General features: G+C 72.0%; 13 protein-coding genes and 1 pseudogene. 7 read left to right on the plus strand and 7 right to left on the minus strand.

Features of this window, described 5'->3' with window-relative positions; genetic code table 11:
* The first annotated feature begins 29 nt into the window (after positions 1-29).
* A complete protein-coding gene (locus tag ACZ418_RS29985) occupies positions 30-1,586 on the plus strand; it encodes a protein kinase domain-containing protein (RefSeq protein ID WP_468369066.1) in 1,557 nt (518 codons plus the stop codon).
* Between the two features lie 50 nt (positions 1,587-1,636).
* The gene (locus ACZ418_RS29990) at positions 1,637-2,608 is read left to right on the plus strand and encodes an LLM class F420-dependent oxidoreductase (RefSeq protein WP_468369069.1); all 972 of its coding nucleotides are present in this window, start codon (positions 1,637-1,639) and stop codon (positions 2,606-2,608) included.
* A 57-nt stretch (positions 2,609-2,665) separates the two neighbouring features.
* Here ACZ418_RS29990 and ACZ418_RS29995 read toward each other — a convergent pair whose 3' ends face one another.
* The 5 genes and pseudogenes from ACZ418_RS29995 to ACZ418_RS30015 form a co-directional block, all read right to left on the minus strand.
* Positions 2,666-3,220, minus strand: a complete 555-nt coding sequence (locus tag ACZ418_RS29995) for a DUF6328 family protein (RefSeq protein ID WP_468369072.1) — start codon at positions 3,218-3,220, stop codon at positions 2,666-2,668.
* Positions 3,221-3,273: 53 nt separating this feature from the next.
* The gene (locus ACZ418_RS30000; RefSeq protein ID WP_468369075.1) at positions 3,274-4,257 is read right to left on the minus strand and encodes an aldo/keto reductase; all 984 of its coding nucleotides are present in this window, start codon (positions 4,255-4,257) and stop codon (positions 3,274-3,276) included.
* Between the two features lie 227 nt (positions 4,258-4,484).
* A pseudogene (locus ACZ418_RS30005) lies at positions 4,485-5,066 on the minus strand (TetR/AcrR family transcriptional regulator); the annotation flags it as partial.
* Positions 5,063-6,553 (minus strand): MFS transporter, encoded by a 1,491-nt coding sequence (locus tag ACZ418_RS30010; protein WP_468369078.1) that lies wholly within the window; start codon positions 6,551-6,553, stop codon positions 5,063-5,065. The pseudogene ACZ418_RS30005 and the gene ACZ418_RS30010, both read right to left, overlap by 4 nt.
* A 96-nt stretch (positions 6,554-6,649) precedes the next feature.
* Entirely contained in the window at positions 6,650-7,471 is an 822-nt protein-coding gene (locus tag ACZ418_RS30015; protein WP_468369081.1) for a lipase family protein, read from the minus strand.
* A gap of 455 nt (positions 7,472-7,926) precedes the next feature.
* On the opposite strand from ACZ418_RS30015, the gene melC1 reads away from it, so the two are divergent.
* Together melC1 and melC2 are read left to right on the plus strand one after the other, a co-directional pair.
* Positions 7,927-8,313 carry an apotyrosinase chaperone MelC1 gene (melC1, locus tag ACZ418_RS30020; RefSeq protein WP_468369084.1) on the plus strand — a complete coding sequence of 129 codons (387 nt, stop codon included), beginning with the start codon at positions 7,927-7,929 and terminating at the stop codon, positions 8,311-8,313.
* 36 nt (positions 8,314-8,349) lie between these two features.
* A complete protein-coding gene (gene melC2, locus ACZ418_RS30025; RefSeq protein WP_468369087.1) occupies positions 8,350-9,171 on the plus strand; it encodes a tyrosinase MelC2 in 822 nt (273 codons plus the stop codon).
* 13 nt (positions 9,172-9,184) lie between these two features.
* On the opposite strand, the gene ACZ418_RS30030 is transcribed toward melC2, so the two are convergent.
* Both ACZ418_RS30030 and ACZ418_RS30035 read right to left on the minus strand, forming a co-directional pair.
* Complete coding sequence (locus ACZ418_RS30030; protein ID WP_468369090.1) at positions 9,185-9,880, minus strand: ribonuclease H family protein; 696 nt, start codon at positions 9,878-9,880, stop codon at positions 9,185-9,187.
* Between the two features lie 33 nt (positions 9,881-9,913).
* Positions 9,914-10,708, minus strand: a complete 795-nt coding sequence (locus ACZ418_RS30035) for a VOC family protein (protein WP_468369093.1) — start codon at positions 10,706-10,708, stop codon at positions 9,914-9,916.
* Between the two features lie 164 nt (positions 10,709-10,872).
* Here ACZ418_RS30035 and ACZ418_RS30040 point away from each other — a divergent pair, with 164 nt between their 5' ends.
* From ACZ418_RS30040 to ACZ418_RS30050, 3 genes are all read left to right on the plus strand, one after another.
* Positions 10,873-11,880 carry a zinc-binding alcohol dehydrogenase family protein gene (locus ACZ418_RS30040; RefSeq protein WP_468369612.1) on the plus strand — a complete coding sequence of 336 codons (1,008 nt, stop codon included), beginning with the start codon at positions 10,873-10,875 and terminating at the stop codon, positions 11,878-11,880.
* Between the two features lie 299 nt (positions 11,881-12,179).
* The gene (locus tag ACZ418_RS30045) at positions 12,180-13,622 is read left to right on the plus strand and encodes a family 2B encapsulin nanocompartment shell protein (protein WP_468369096.1); all 1,443 of its coding nucleotides are present in this window, start codon (positions 12,180-12,182) and stop codon (positions 13,620-13,622) included.
* Positions 13,619-14,689 carry a family 2 encapsulin nanocompartment cargo protein terpene cyclase gene (locus ACZ418_RS30050; RefSeq protein WP_468369098.1) on the plus strand — a complete coding sequence of 357 codons (1,071 nt, stop codon included), beginning with the start codon at positions 13,619-13,621 and terminating at the stop codon, positions 14,687-14,689. Before ACZ418_RS30045 ends, ACZ418_RS30050 begins: the two co-directional genes overlap by 4 nt.
* Positions 14,690-14,749: the final 60 nt, after the last annotated feature.

The following is a 14,749-nucleotide window of genomic DNA, read 5'->3' on the forward strand; positions in this document are numbered from 1 at the left end:
GAGACACGCAACAGGGGTTTCAGCGAGGGATGACCATGACCAAGGCGCACGTCTCCGCACACGAGCTGGTCGCCGGACGGTACCGGCTCCTGGAGGTCTTCGCCCGTGAGACGAACCGCCTGTGGTGGCACGCCGAGGACGTGGCGGCGGAGCAGCCCCGGCTGGTCGCCCAGACCAGCCTGCCGGAACCCTCCGCCGACGACACCGCGCGCCGGGTCACGGCCCGTGTCATCCGGACTTCCGAGACGATGCGGCTGCTGTGCCCCGGCCAGGTCGCCACGGTCGTGGACGCCGTGGTGGAGGCCGGCACCCTGTGGACGGTCATCGAGTGGATCGACGGCACGCCGCTCGTCGAACTCCTCGATCGCGAGGGCGCCTTCAACGTCGCGCGGGCGGCCCGGATCGGCGTGGAACTGCTCGATGTGCTGCAGGCCGCGCACGAGGAGGGCATCACCCACGGCGAGTTGAGCCCCGGCCAGGTCTTCGTACGGGACAGCGGGCCGGTCGTCGTCACCGGGTTCGGGCTGGCCGGCGCGACCCTGGTGCCACGGCTCACGGCACCGTCGTACGCCTCGCCCGAGCAGGCCCGCGACGAGCGGATCGGACCGGCCGCCGACCTGTGGGCGCTGGGGGCGCTGCTGTACACGATGGCGGAGGGCCGGCCGCCGTTCCGCGACCGCGGCCGGCCCGACGCGACCCTGAAGGCCGTGGACCGGCTGCCGCTGCGCACCCCGCTGCGGACGGGCCCGCTCACCCAGGCGGTGCAGGGGCTGCTGCGGAAGAACTGCCGGGAGCGGCTGACCCGGCCGGTGGTCCGGGAGGCTCTGGTCCGGACCCTCGACGAGGACGCCGACGCCGACCGGGAGCCGGCCCCCGTGCCCCGGCTGCGCCGCGCGTACGCGGGTGTCCGCCTCGCCGGGCGGGAGCCGGGCAGATGGCTCCTGGCGGCCGGTACCGCGCTGGCCGTGGTCACCGTGGCCGCTGCCGTCCTGGCCGCGACCCACAAGTCGCCGGACGCCGGCAACGCGCAGGCACCGGCCCACCCCACCACCTCGGCCGGCCGGCACACCGCGGGCACCGCGCCCTCCTCACCGGTCCCGGCGCCGAGTGCCTCGCCCGCCCTGCCGGCCGGCTACCACCGCTACACCGCCCCCGAGGGCTTCTCCGTCGCCCTGCCGGACGGCTGGCAGCGGCTGACCACCTCCCGCGTCACCGGCGCCTACCGCGTCACCTTCGGCCGGGACGGCACCTCCCCCACCCTCGCCGTCACGCACAGCGAGCACGTCGGCCCGGATCCCGTGGCCGTGTGGCGGGAGGACGTCGAGCCCGGTCTCGAGCGGCTTCCCGGTTACCACGGCGTCGGCACCGTCCGGGCCACGACGTACCAGGGATACAAGGCCGCCGACCTCGAGTGGCTGGCGGGGACGGGAGACGCGCGGGTGCACACCTTCGGGCGGGGCTTTCTGACGGGCGGCGGCGACGGCTTCTCGCTGCGCTTCACGACCCCGGCCGCGACCTGGGGTGACGCCGCGAACCGGCTGGCGCTGAGGACGTTCCTGCAGACGTTCCGGGTGCCGGAGCACTGACCGGTGCCCGTGCCTCGTTTTCGAGCGGCCACCTCGGGGACTCGCCACGTATGGTGCAAATCGGATACACGATGATGACCGAGCAGGCAGGGCCCAGGGACCTTGTGGACCACGTCGTCCGGGCCGAGGAGACCGGGTTCGACTTCTCGGTGATCTCCGACCACTACTTTCCCTGGCTGCCCTCGCAGGGCCACTCCCCGTACGCGTGGAGCGTGCTCGGGGCCGCCGCCCAGGCCACCTCGCGGATTCCGCTGATGACCTATGTGACCTGTCCCATCCTCCGCTACCACCCGGCGATCGTGGCGCAGCAGGCGGCCACCGTGCAGTTGCTGTCCGAGGGCAGGTTCCGGCTCGGGCTGGGCGCCGGCGAGAACCTGAACGAGCATGTGGTGGGCGGCGGCTGGCCTCCGGTGGACGTGCGCCACGAGATGCTGGAGGAGGCCGTGGGGATCATCCGCGCGCTGTTCGAGGGCGGCCATGTCACCCACCACGGGCCGCACTACGACGTGGAGTCGGCCCGGCTGTGGGATCTGCCGGACGAGCCCCCGCCGATCGGCATCGCCGTCTCCGGCGACCAGTCCTGCACACTCGCCGGACACCTCGCCGACCTGGTCATCGCGACCGAACCGAAGCCGGGACTGCTGGAGGCCTTCGACCGGCACGGCGGCAGCGGCAAACCCCGGGTCGGCCAGCTGCCGGTGTGCTACGGCCCCGACCGGGACACGGCGGTCAAGCGAGCCCACTCCCAGTTCCGCTGGTTCGGGCTGGGCTGGAAGGTGAACGCCGAACTGCCGCACCCGGACTCCTTCGAGTCCGCGACCCGGTTCGTGGACGAGGACGACGTCGCCGCCGCCATCCCGTGCGGCGACGACCCGGACGCCTTCGTGGCGGCCGTACGGCCGTACGCCGAGGCCGGGTTCGGCGAGATCGCCCTCGTGCAGATCGGCGGCGACGCGCAAGTGGAGTATCTGGACTGGTCGGCGAAGACACTGCTGCCCGCGCTGCGGGAGGCCTTCGGCTGACGCACGGAGACGGCGCCGTTACGAGTGAGCGCGAGGTGCTCAGCCGTACCTCGCCGCTCAGCCGCGTCCACGAGCGTCGGCTCCAGGTGCTGGAGGGGACTGCCCCGGCCCGGGGTGGTCGGTGGCCGACCCGGTCGTGTGCCGGTGCCGGGCCCACAGCGGCAGGCCGTACCAGCAGATCAGGTACCACAGGACGACGGCCGCCAGCAGATACGGCACATAGCCGCCCTGCGTGGCCACCCGGAGGATCAGCAGCAGGGCGGACGCCATCGTCGCGAGGAGCAGGAGCAGGCCCACGAAGGTCATCCGGGCCGCCAGCCGCACGGTCTGCGGCTTGATCCGGCGGCCGGACACCAGCCGGTGCAGCGACACCGGGCCGATCAGGGCGCCGGTCGCGCAGGCGCCCAGGACGACGGTCACGATGTAGATGACCTGGTCGGCGGGGGACAGCGTCGCGTACTTCGGCTGGAAGACGACGGTCAGCAGGAAGCCGAACAGGATCTGCACGCCGGTCTGGGCGACGCGGACCTCCTGGATGAGCTCGACCCACATCCGGTCGGCCCGCTCCTCCTCGGTCTCGTGCCGCCCCCTGCGCGGCCCTTCCTCCTTCATGGGCTTGCGTGTAACCGCCCGGCCGTCCGTTCAAACGACGGGTGACACGGCCACTACCAGCGGTGCTCGACCTGGTCCTTGATCCGCCGATCGTACAGCTCCCGGATCGCGGTGAACGTCTCCTCGGGCAGCGGTGGCAGCTTGGCGGCGGCCGCGTTCGCCCGGGCCTGCTCCGGGTTACGGGCGCCCGGGATGACCGTGGTCACGCCGTCCTGCTCGGTGATCCAGCGCAGCGCCAGCTGGGCCGGGGTGTACCCCTCGGGGGCGAGCGCGGCGAACTCGGCGGCGGCCTCGACACCGCTCTCGTAGTCGACGCCGGAGAAGGTCTCGCCCTGGTCGAAGGCCTCGCCGTGCCGGTTGAAGGTGCGGTGGTCGTTGGCGGCGAACACCGTGTCCTTGGTGTACTTGCCGGACAGCAGGCCGGAGGCGAGGGGCACCCGCGCGATGATGCCGACGCCGGCCTCCCGGGCGGCGGGGAGCACCTCGTACAGGGGCTTCATACGGAACGGGTTGAGGATGATCTGCACGCTCGCCACGTTCGGCCGGGCGATCGCGGTCAGCGCCTCGGCGCAGGTCTCCACGCTCACCCCGTACGCCGCCACGCGCTCCTCCTCGACCAGGGTGTCCAGGGCGTCGAACACCGCGTCGGAGGAGCAGACGGGCGTCGGCGGGCAGTGCAGCTGAACCAGGTCGATGCGGTCGACGCCGAGGTTGCGGCGGGAGCGGTCGTTCCAGGCACGGAAGTTGTCCAGGACGTAGTTCTCGGGGATCTGCTCGACCCGGCGGCCCATCTTGGTCGCCACCAGGACATGCAGATCGGGCCGGCCGCGCAGGAAGGAGGAGATGGTCTCCTCGCTGCGTCCGTCGCCGTACACGTCGGCCGTGTCGAAGAAGGTGACGCCCGCCTCGGCCGCGGCCTCGAGGACGGACAGCGCCTCCTTGTCGTCCACATCGCCCCAGTCGGCACCCAGCTGCCACGTGCCGAGACCGATCACCGATGCCCACTGACCCGACCTGCCGATTACACGTTCGTCCATGGCGCCAGTGTGTCATCCGGCACCGGGGCGCGCGGAGCGAGCCGCTCCGACGGGCGAGGTGCGGCGCCCCGACGGGTGCCCGGCTCCCGACGGCCCGTACGTCACGACTTCGAGGACGAGTTCGAACTCGTCGCCTCGGTGACAGCGGCCGGCTGCTCGCGGCCTTCCGCAAGTCGGCGCAGGCCCTGCTCACCGGGCCGGACGAGGCTCGCTGACATCAGCCGCCCGGGGGTCAACTGGGCCTGGACGAGCGGCCCGTAGCGGTCGGCGATGGAGTCGACGTCGCTCTCGCGCAGGTGCGGGCCGCGTGCGATGCCGTACATCACGCCGAGGCCGACGAGCGCGGCGACGGCGAGCTCGGCGCGCAGGCCCGGGTCGGGGCCGGTGAGCCGGGTGGCGAGGCGTTCGGTCACCTGGGTGCGGAAGTTGGCGCGCAGGATGTCGCCGTGGTCGCCGTGCAGCGGCGCGAAGGCGATGCGCAGCAGCGGGTCGGCGCCGCGCTCGCGCTGGCTCGCGAGGACATGCCGGGCCATGTGCCGGCCGAGCTCGGGCAGCGGTGCGTCCAGCAGGGCGTCCGCATCGGTGTCGAAGGACATCACGCGGGCGAACAGGGCGTCCTTGTTGCCGAAGTACTTCACGATCAACGGCGGGCTCACCCCGGCGCGTTCGGCGACCGCCTTGAGCGTGATGTCGGCGTGCGCGTGCCGGGCGAGGAGGTGGCGGGCCGCTTGGAGGATGGCCGCCTTGGTGGCCTCGGCGTCGCGGCGGGCGGACAGGCTCGGTGCGGATCGGGTACTCACACCTCTCATGCTCCCTCCATGGCCTGGTCGCGGGCGCCTCGGGTGGCGCCCGCGGCACGCCGGGGGCCGTCCGGGGTGCCGTCGCCGGGGATGGACAGGGCGGCGGCGCAGGCGGCGAGGGCGACGGCGCCCGCCATCGCGAACGCGAGCAGATAGCCGTGCAGGGTGGGGACCGGGACACCGCCCACCGGGCTGCTGTGGTGCACGAGGACGGCGGCGACGGCGGCGCTGGAGGTGGCCTGGCCGATGGTGCGCATGAGGACGTTGACGCCGTTGGAGGAGGCGGTCTGCCCGGCGGGAACGGCCCGCAGGATGAGGGTCGGCAGCGCCGAGTAGGCCAGCGTGGTCCCGGTCGCCACGACCGTGGCCCCCAGGATGATCATCCACAGGTCGCGGCTGTCGGCGATGCGGACCGCGTAGCCGCAGGCGATGACGGCGGCGCCCAGCGCGAGGGTGATCCGCGGGCCGCGGGCGGCCGAGATACGGGCCGACAGCGGCGAAAGCAGCAGCATGGTCACGCCGCCGGGCAGCAGGCACAGACCGGTGGCGACGATCGACAGGCCGAGGCCGTAGCCGGTGGCCTTGGGCGCCTGTACCAGCTGGGCGGTGACCAGCGAGTTGGCGTAGAAGGCGAAGCCGGTCAGCAGGGCGGCCACATGGGACAGGCCCACCCGCGGCCGGCTGACCAACCGCAGGTCGACCAGCGGCCGTTCGGCGCGCAGTTGCTGCCACCACCACAGGGCGAGGACGGCGGCGGCACCGAGGAACAGCCCGAGGACCCGGGCGCTCCCCCAGCCCCAGGTGCCGCCCTGCGAGACGCCGATCAGCAGGCACACCAGCCCGGCGGCGAGGCCCAGCGCGCCGAGCACGTCGAACCGGCCGGGCTCGCGCACGGGCGACTCCTTGACCGCCCACCAGGTCGCCGCGACGCCCAGCGCGCCCAGGGCACTGGTCAGCCAGAACATGGTGTGCCAGTCGGCGTACTGGACGACCAGCGCGGCGAGCGGCAGGCCGAGGGCGGCGCCGATGCCGACGGTGGAACTCATCAGCGCCACAGCCGAGCCCCGCCGCTCCGGCGGGAGTTCGTCGCGCAGGATGCTGATCGACAGCGGTACGACGGAGGCGGCGGCGCCCTGGAGGGCGCGGGCGGCGATGAGCACGCCGATGTCGGAGGACAGCGCGCACAGCACCGAGCCGAGGGTCATCAGGGCGAGCGCACAGGTGAGCACCCGGCGCTTGCCGTACATGTCGCCGGCCCGGCCGAGCACCGGGGTGAGGACGGCGCCGGAGAGCAGCGTCGCGGTGACCGTCCAGGAGACGGTCGCGGCGGACGCTCGGGTGAGCCGGGGCAGGTCCGGCAGCAGGGGGACGACGACGGTCTGCATGACCGCCATGAGGATGCCGCCCGACGCCAGCACCGGGATGGTGAGCCGGTCCCTCAGCGGGAGCGGCACGGCCGGGCCGGGCGGCTGGGGTATCGATGCGGGCTGGTCCATGCGGCGCTCCTACGGACGGCACGACTGCTCGGTGAATGGTCATTCACCCTATCTGGTGAATTGCCATTCACCAACCCCGCGGCACCACGGGGGCGCTCAGTCGAGGTTCTTTTCGAGGGCCGTCAGATAGTTGTGCATGAAGTGGTCGCGGATACCGTCGGAGGCGGGCGCGAAGGCATCGGCGGTCAGTCCGGCCGCGCGGTCGGTGAGCGCCGACAGCATGGGCATGCTCTCGTGCAGCCGGCCGCGGGAGTCGATGTAGCGCAGGGCGCGGACATGGGTGAAGGCGGGCTCGGGCGGCAGCTGGGGAACGATGTCGTTGTTGTTGACGAAGCGGTACATACGGCCGCCGAACCCCCTGTGGAACGCCTCGGCGAGCAGCCGGTCGCAGGTGCGCGGCTGGCCGTAGGTGTATACGCCGTCCGCGGCCAGGTGCGGGTCCTCCAGATACATCCGGGCGCCGGCCAGCATCGCCAGGGCGCCGCCCAGGCTGTGCCCGGTGAAGTACACGCTCTGGCCGTCGGTGCGCAGTTCGGCGAGGGTGCGGTGGACGGCCGGATAGACCGATTCCAGGGCCTCGGCGAATCCGTGGTGGACGTATCCGTTGCCGCCGGGCCCGGGCCTCGGCGGGGTCGTGGCGTCGGTCAGCCAGTCCTTGATCCGGGTGGGTTCGGTGCCTCGGAACGCGGTGACGATCATCCGGTCGCTGGCCACGGTGTACGCCTGGGTGTCCTGCAGCGGGAACGGCGGGGTGAAGCGAGTCTCGTGGTGGCGCACGTGGTCGAAGCCCCACTGGGCGGCCTGGTCCTCGATGACGGTGCGGTCCTTGTAGGCCAGGTCGGCGGCGCGGGCCAGCCAGTAGGCGCGTTGCAGGCTGTAGCCGGTCGAGGTCTGGTCGAACGAGACGGGTACGGCCATGGACGGGACTCCTCGGGTGTGGGGGAAACCGGAGTGGGGGAAAACCGGGGGCGCCGGTAGCGGCGGGAACCTGGCCGCGGTCGACCGAGGACCGGGCGTGCAGGCGCGCGCCGCCTGGGGTCGAGCCTGACAGTCACCCTGTGCGGTCGGCCGGATTCGCAGGGTAGCAGAGCGGTCGGTCCACCCGATCGCGTCAGTCTGCCGTGGTGAGCCGGGCCACTCGGACGGTCGGCGACCGAGAAGGATCACCGGAAACGGGGCGCACGGGGCAAGGAATTCCCCGTTCCGGGGTGCGTCACCCACTCCGCACAGCAAGATCATCTTGGTTCAACGCTGTACGACATGTGGCCAATTGTCCTGATCGCAGCCAACCGGTTCCGGGCGATTTCCACCCGCCCCGGAGCCCCCGATAGGCATACGTCGTCACCACCGGAACTGCCTCCAGGAGGACCCGTATGCCCGACATCACCCGGCGCCGCGCGCTCACCGCGACCGCGGCCCTCGCCGCGACGGCCACCGTCACCACCCTCGCGGCACCCACCGCCTCGGCCGCCGGCCACGACCACCCCATGCCGATGCCGCAGACCTTCGACGAGGTCTACAAGGGCCGTCGGATACAGGGCCGGCCGATGACCCCGGGCTCCGGCGGTCACCACCACGAACACGGCGGTGGCTACGAGGTGTTGATCGACGGCGTACAGCTGCATGTGATGCGCAACGCCGACGGCAGCTGGATCAGCGTCGTCAGCCATTACGACCCGGTGTCCACCCCGCGCGCCGCCGCCCGGGCCGCGGTGGACGAGCTGCAGGGCGCCCCGCTGCTGCCCTTCCCCGCCAACTGACCGCCCCCGCAAGGACTTACCGGAGCATCGCGCACCATGACCGTACGCAAGAACCAGGCCACCTTGACCGCCGACGAGAAGAAGCGGTTCGTGTCCGCCGTCCTCGAACTCAAGCGCACCGGGCGCTACGACGAGTTCGTCCGCACGCACAACGGGTTCATCATGTCGGACACCGACACCGGTGAGCGGACCGGCCACCGCTCACCGTCGTTCCTGCCCTGGCACCGCAGATTCCTGCTCGACTTCGAGCAGGCGCTGCAGTCGGTGGACTCCTCGGTCGCGCTGCCGTACTGGGACTGGAGCACCGACCGCACGGTGCGTGCCTCACTGTGGGCGCCGGACTTCCTCGGCGGCACCGGGCGCAGCACGGACGGCCGGGTGATGGACGGGCCGTTCGCCGCCTCGGCCGGCAACTGGCCGATGAACATACGGGTGGACGGCCGTACGTTCCTGCGCCGCTCGCTCGGCACGGCCGTGCGCGAGCTGCCGACGCGCGCGGAGGTGGAGTCGGTGCTGTCGATATCGACGTACGACATGGCTCCGTACAACAGCGCCTCGGACGGCTTCCGCAACAACCTGGAGGGATGGCGCGGGGTCAACCTGCACAACCGGGTCCACGTCTGGGTCGGCGGGCAGATGGGCACCGGGGTCTCCCCCAACGACCCGGTGTTCTGGCTGCACCACGCCTACGTCGACAAGCTGTGGGCGGAGTGGCAGCGGCGGCATCCGGACGCGGGCTACCTGCCCACGGACGGCACGCCCGACGTCGTCGATCTGAACGAGACGATGAAGCCGTGGAACGACGTGCGTCCGGCGGACCTGCTGGACCACACGCGGTACTACACCTTCGACAACTGACCGGATCCGGTCCTCAGGCCTCGGCGGTACGGCACTCCGGGTGGCCCCAGCCCTGCGCGTTCTTCGCGATGGACTCGCCGGCCGCGTAGGAGCGGCCGCACAGGCAGCGGCCGGGGAACTTCGCCTTGATGGTGCGGGAGGAGGCTGCCCCGCCGGTGCGGCGGGGCGCCTTCCTGCGCGGGGCGGCCGCCTTCGGGGTGTCGGGCGAGGGCGGCGGCTCCGGGGAGCCGAGCGCGCTGCCGGCCGCCTCCTGCATGGAGGCGGCCTGGCTGGCGGCGCGGTCGGCGAAGTCGTTCAGCGGGTCGCCGTCGACCTGGTGGGCCGGGACATAGCGGAACTCGACCGTGCGGCCGTCGAGCAGCGCGTCGATGCGGACGACCAGCTCCTGGTTGGCGACGGGCTTGCCCGCTGCGGTCTTCCAGCCGTTGCGCTTCCAGCCGGGCAGCCAGGTGGTGACGGCCTTCATCGCGTACTGGGAGTCCATGCGGATCTCCAGCGGCACATCCGGCTCGACGGCCGCAAGCAGCCGCTCCAGGGCGGTGAGTTCCGCGACGTTGTTCGTGGCCCGGCCGAGCGGGCCGGCCTCCCAGCGGGCGGGGGTCCGCTCGTCGCCGTCCGAGACCACCCACGCCCATCCGGCCGGTCCGGGGTTTCCCTTCGAAGCCCCGTCGCACGCGGCCACCACACGTTCATGCATACGCACGATCATGCCACGGCCGCGCCGGACGCCGTCACGTGCCGGTCAGACCTCCTTGACCTTGGGCATCTCACCCTCCGTGGTCGTGATGTCGATCACGGAGAAGTTCGCGCCCTGCGGGTCGCTGAGCGCCGCGAACCTGCCGAAGGGGCTGCTCATCGGCCCGAAGCGGAGCACACCGCCGAGCTTGGTGGCACGGGACACCGCCTCGTCGCAGTCGTCGACGGTGAAGTAGACGTTGATGTACGAGGGCACCTCGGGCGGGAAGTCGTCGGTCATCCGCATCCGGCCGAGGACGGTCTCCTCGCCGACGTCGAACATCCGGAAGTCCACCGCGTCGTCCACGATGTCCTTCATCCGGTACGGGAAGACGGCGGAGAGGAAGGCGTCGGCCTTCTCGGGCTCACGGGTGAAGACCTCGGCCCAGCAGTAGGCACCCGGGGTGGCGGTCGCCTCGAAACCCTCGTGGGTGCCGGCCTGCCAGACGCCGAAGACCGCCCCGCTGGGCTCGCGGGCCAGGCACATCGTGCCGAAGTCTCCGACCTGCATCGGCTCCATCAGCACCTCGCCGCCGTTGTCCCGGATCTTCTCCGCGGTGGCGGCGGCGTCCGGCGAGGCGAAGTACAGGCACCACTGCGACTGGCCCTCCTGGCCCGGCATGGGCGGGACCACGGCCGCCACCGCCTTGCCCTCCGCGTAGGCCTGCGTGTAGTTGCCGTACTCCGACGACGACTCGCCGAAGGTCCAGCCGAGGACGTCGCCGTAGAACCGTTTGGCTCCCTCGACGTCGCTGAACATCGCATCGGCCCAACAGGGCGTTCCCTCGGGTTGCACGGCCATGCTGGCGGCCCTCCTGGTCTTCGGTCCCGTACGGATTGGTCCCCCGCCTGTGAGGCTTACGTCCCGAAGCTCACGCTAGCCATCCCGCCGTCGGCCCGCGCGCCGAACCGGGGAGCCGTCCGGACAATGGGAGTGGAGGCGACGGTGCGATGACGACGAGCACGATGCGGGCGTGGTCGGTGGTACGGCCGGGGCCGGTCGAGGGGCATCCGCTGCAGCTGGTGGAGCGGCCCGTGCCGGTGCCGGGGGGTGACGAGCTGCTGGTGCGGGTGCGTGCCTGCGGGGTGTGCCGGACCGATCTGCACGTCACCGAGGGCGATCTGCCGGTGCACCGGGCCGGGGTGACCCCCGGCCACGAGGTGGTCGGCGAGGTCGTGGGGGCCGGGGCCGCGGTGCGGGACTTCGCGGCGGGCGACCGGGTCGGCGTGGCCTGGCTGCGGCGTACCGACGGGGTGTGCGCGTACTGCGCGCGGGGCGCCGAGAACCTGTGCCCGTACTCGGAGTACACCGGCTGGGACGCCGACGGCGGATACGCCGAGTACACGACCGTGCCGGCCGCGTTCGCCTACCGGCTGCCCGGCGCCCTGGCCGATGTGGCGGCGGCGCCGCTGCTGTGCGCGGGGATCATCGGGTTCCGTGCGCTGCGGCGGACCGGACTGCCCAAGGGCGGGCGGCTCGGCCTGTACGGGTTCGGGGGCAGCGCGCATCTGTGCGCGCAGGTGGCGCTCGCCGAGGGTGCCACCGTGCATGTGATCACCCGGGAGCCCGCCGCCCGCAGGCTGGCCCTGGAGCTGGGCGCGGCCTCCGCGCGGGACCTGCACGAGGCACCGCCGGAGCCGCTGGACGCGGCGATCCTGTTCGCCCCGGTCGGCGACCTGGTCCCGGTGGCGCTGCGCGCCCTCGACCGGGGCGGCGTGCTGGCCCTCGCCGGCATCCACCTGACCGACGTACCTCCGCTGCACTACGCGACCGAGCTCTTCTACGAGAAGGAGCTGCGCAGCGTCACCGCCAACACCCGTGCGGACGGCCGGGAGTTCCTGGCCCTGGCCGCCCGGCACGGCGTCCGCGCGACCACGCACCCCTATCCGCTGTCCCGCGCCCCACAGGCGCTCGCCGACCTCAAGGCCGGCCGGTTCGACGGGGCGGCCGTCCTGGTCGACGACCTGTCCTGAGCCCTGGTCGAGGGCCTCTCCCGAGCGCTGGTCGACGGCCTCTCCCGAGCGCCCGGGGCGCACCACACCGGCGCGCGCAGACGCCGGCCGGGGGCGCAGTGCACCGGCGCCCGATCACACGGTTTGCCGGATGTGCCCCGATAGGCAGGTTTACACCCCTGGGCATCATGATCAGCCCCCTTCGCGCTGTATCGGGCGCCTCACAAGGACTGTTTGGCTGGGCCCGGGTGCTGGATCACCACGCTCACCACCCAGCGATCCGGCCACCCCTGTTCGCACGCAGCTCCGCTGGAGGGAATGTGACCACACCGGACAGCGCCACCGGTTCCGCCGTCGACGAACCCGCCCCCGACCCCGCGGCCGACGGGCAGCTCACCAGCCTGAGCACCCGAGCGGCACGCCAGCTCACCACGACCACCAAGTCCGAACCGCAGATGCAGGCCATCACCTCGCGATGGCTGCTGAAGACCCTGCCGTGGGTGGACGCCAGGGGCGGCACCTACCGGGTCAACCGCCGCCTGACCCTGCGCACGGGCCGCGGCCGGGTGCACTTCGAGCAGAACGGCGCCGACGACATCCGGGTCATTCCGGAGACGCTGACCGAGCTGCCGATCCTGCGCGGCTACCCCGACGGCGAGGTGCTGCGGGAGATCGCCGGCCGCTTCCAGTCCCGGGAGGTGCGCGCCGGGCAGGTGCTGTTCGAGGCCGGTCAGCCGGTGACCGAGGCCTATCTGGTCGTCCACGGCCGGTTCACCCGCTACACCGCCGGAAATCACGGCGACGAGGAGATCACCGGGGTCGTCACCGACGGCGACCAGATGGGCGACGAGGCGGTCGGGCAGTCCGATCCGCTGTGGCTGACCTCGGTGCGGGCCGAGACGGCGGGGGTGGTGCTCGCGCTGCCCTGGGCCGTCGTGCAGGAGTTCACCGCGCGCGTCCCGTCCCTGGCCGCGCATCTCCAGGCCTATGTGGAGCGGCAGCAGCGGCCGATGAACCGCAAGGGCGAGGCCGAGGTGCCGGTGCAGGCCGGCCATGTCGGCGAGCCCACGCTGCCCGGCGGCTTCGTGGACTACGAACTCGCCCCGCGCGAATACGAGTTGTCCCTCACCCAGACCGTGCTGCGGGTGCACACCCGGGTCGCCGACCTCTACAACCACCCGATGGACCAGACCCAGCAGCAGCTGAGGCTCACGGTCGAGGAGATCCGCGAGCGCCAGGAGTGGGAGCTGGTCAACAACCGGGAGTTCGGGCTGCTCCACAACGTCGACTACGGTCAGCGGATCAGCACCTTCACCGGCCCACCGGTGCCGGACGACATGGACGAGCTGCTGTCGATGCGGCGCAAGACCAAGGTGTTCCTCGCCCATCCCAAGGCGATCGCGGCGTTCTTCCGGCAGTGCAACCGGCGCGGTCTGGTGCCCGGCACCGCGAGCGTCGACGGACACGAGGTGCCGGCGTGGCGCGGGGTGCCGATCTTCCCGTGCAGCAAGATCCCGATCAGCGACGACCACACCACCAGCATCATCGCGCTGCGCACCGGCGAGGCCGACCAGGGCGTGGTCGGCCTCCACCAGACCGGCATCCCGGAGGAGTTCCAGCCGGGGCTGAACGTCCGGTTCATGGGCATCGACTCGGCCGCGATCATCAGCTACCTCGTGACCGCCTACTACTCGATGGCCATCCTGGTGCCCGACGCGGCGGGGATCCTGGAGAACGTCCAGATCGGCCGGTTCCCCGAATGACGTCCGAGCACACGGTGAGCGCCACCGCTCCCTCCTACCCGCTGCCGGGGCCGCCGGACGTCGCCGCGAGCCTGCGCAGACCCCGCCGCACCGGAGCCGTCCCGGGACTGCACCACCAGCCGGCCGTGCCCGCCGACCCGGTGAAGGCCGTCGAGGTGGACCGCCGGCTGGAGACCTGGGCCCGTGGCCTGGATCTGTTCCCGGAGGCCTGGAAGGGGGACTTCTCCGGCTTCCAGTTCGGCCGGGCCGTCGTCCTGCAGCATCCGGGCGCGCTGGACCTGGACCGGCTGACGGCGGCCGGGAAGCTGCTCCTCGCCGAGAACATCGTCGACTCCTGCTACTGCGAGGAGGACGAGGGCCGGGGCGGGGCGCGCCGCGGCCTCGGGGGCCGGCTGATCCTGGCCCAGTCGGCGCTCGATCCCTACCACGGCGTCCCGGAGCTGGAGGAGGAGTGGCGCCAGGGCGTACGGGCCGACGGTCCGCTGCGCTCGTACCACTTCGCCCTGGAGGACTTCGCCGGGTTCGCCACGCCCAGCCAGACCGACCGGTTCGTGCAGGACATCGCCCGGCTGCACCTGGGCTACCTCGCGGAGGCCGCCTGGGCGGAGACGCGGTACCAGCCGCGGATCTGGGAGTACCTGGTGATGCGGCAGTTCAACAACTTCCGCCCCTGTCTGTCGATCGTCGACGCCGTGGACGGCTACGAGCTGCCCGAGCAGGTCTACGCCCGCCCCGAGATCCAGCGGCTCACGGCCCTCGCCTGCAACGCCACCACGATCGTCAACGACCTGTACTCCTTCACCAAGGAACTGGCCGGCGACCCCGAGCATCTGAACCTGCCGCAGGTCGTCGCCGCCAACGAGCGGCGCGGGCTGAAGGCCGCCTATCTGAAGTCCGTCGAGATCCACAACCGGATCATGGCGGCCTTCGAGGAGGAGTCGGCCCTGCTGTCGGCCACCTCGCCGCTGGTGGAGCGCTACGCCCGGGGGCTCGCCGCCTGGGTGGCCGGCAACCACGAGTGGCACGCCACCAACACCCACCGCTACCACCTGCCCGACTACTGGTGACCGCCCTTTCCCGAAACACCGTCACATGCACGACGAACACCGTCACATGCGCGAGGAGCC

The sequence above is a fragment of the Streptomyces sp. NPDC030820 genome (genome assembly GCF_055572075.1).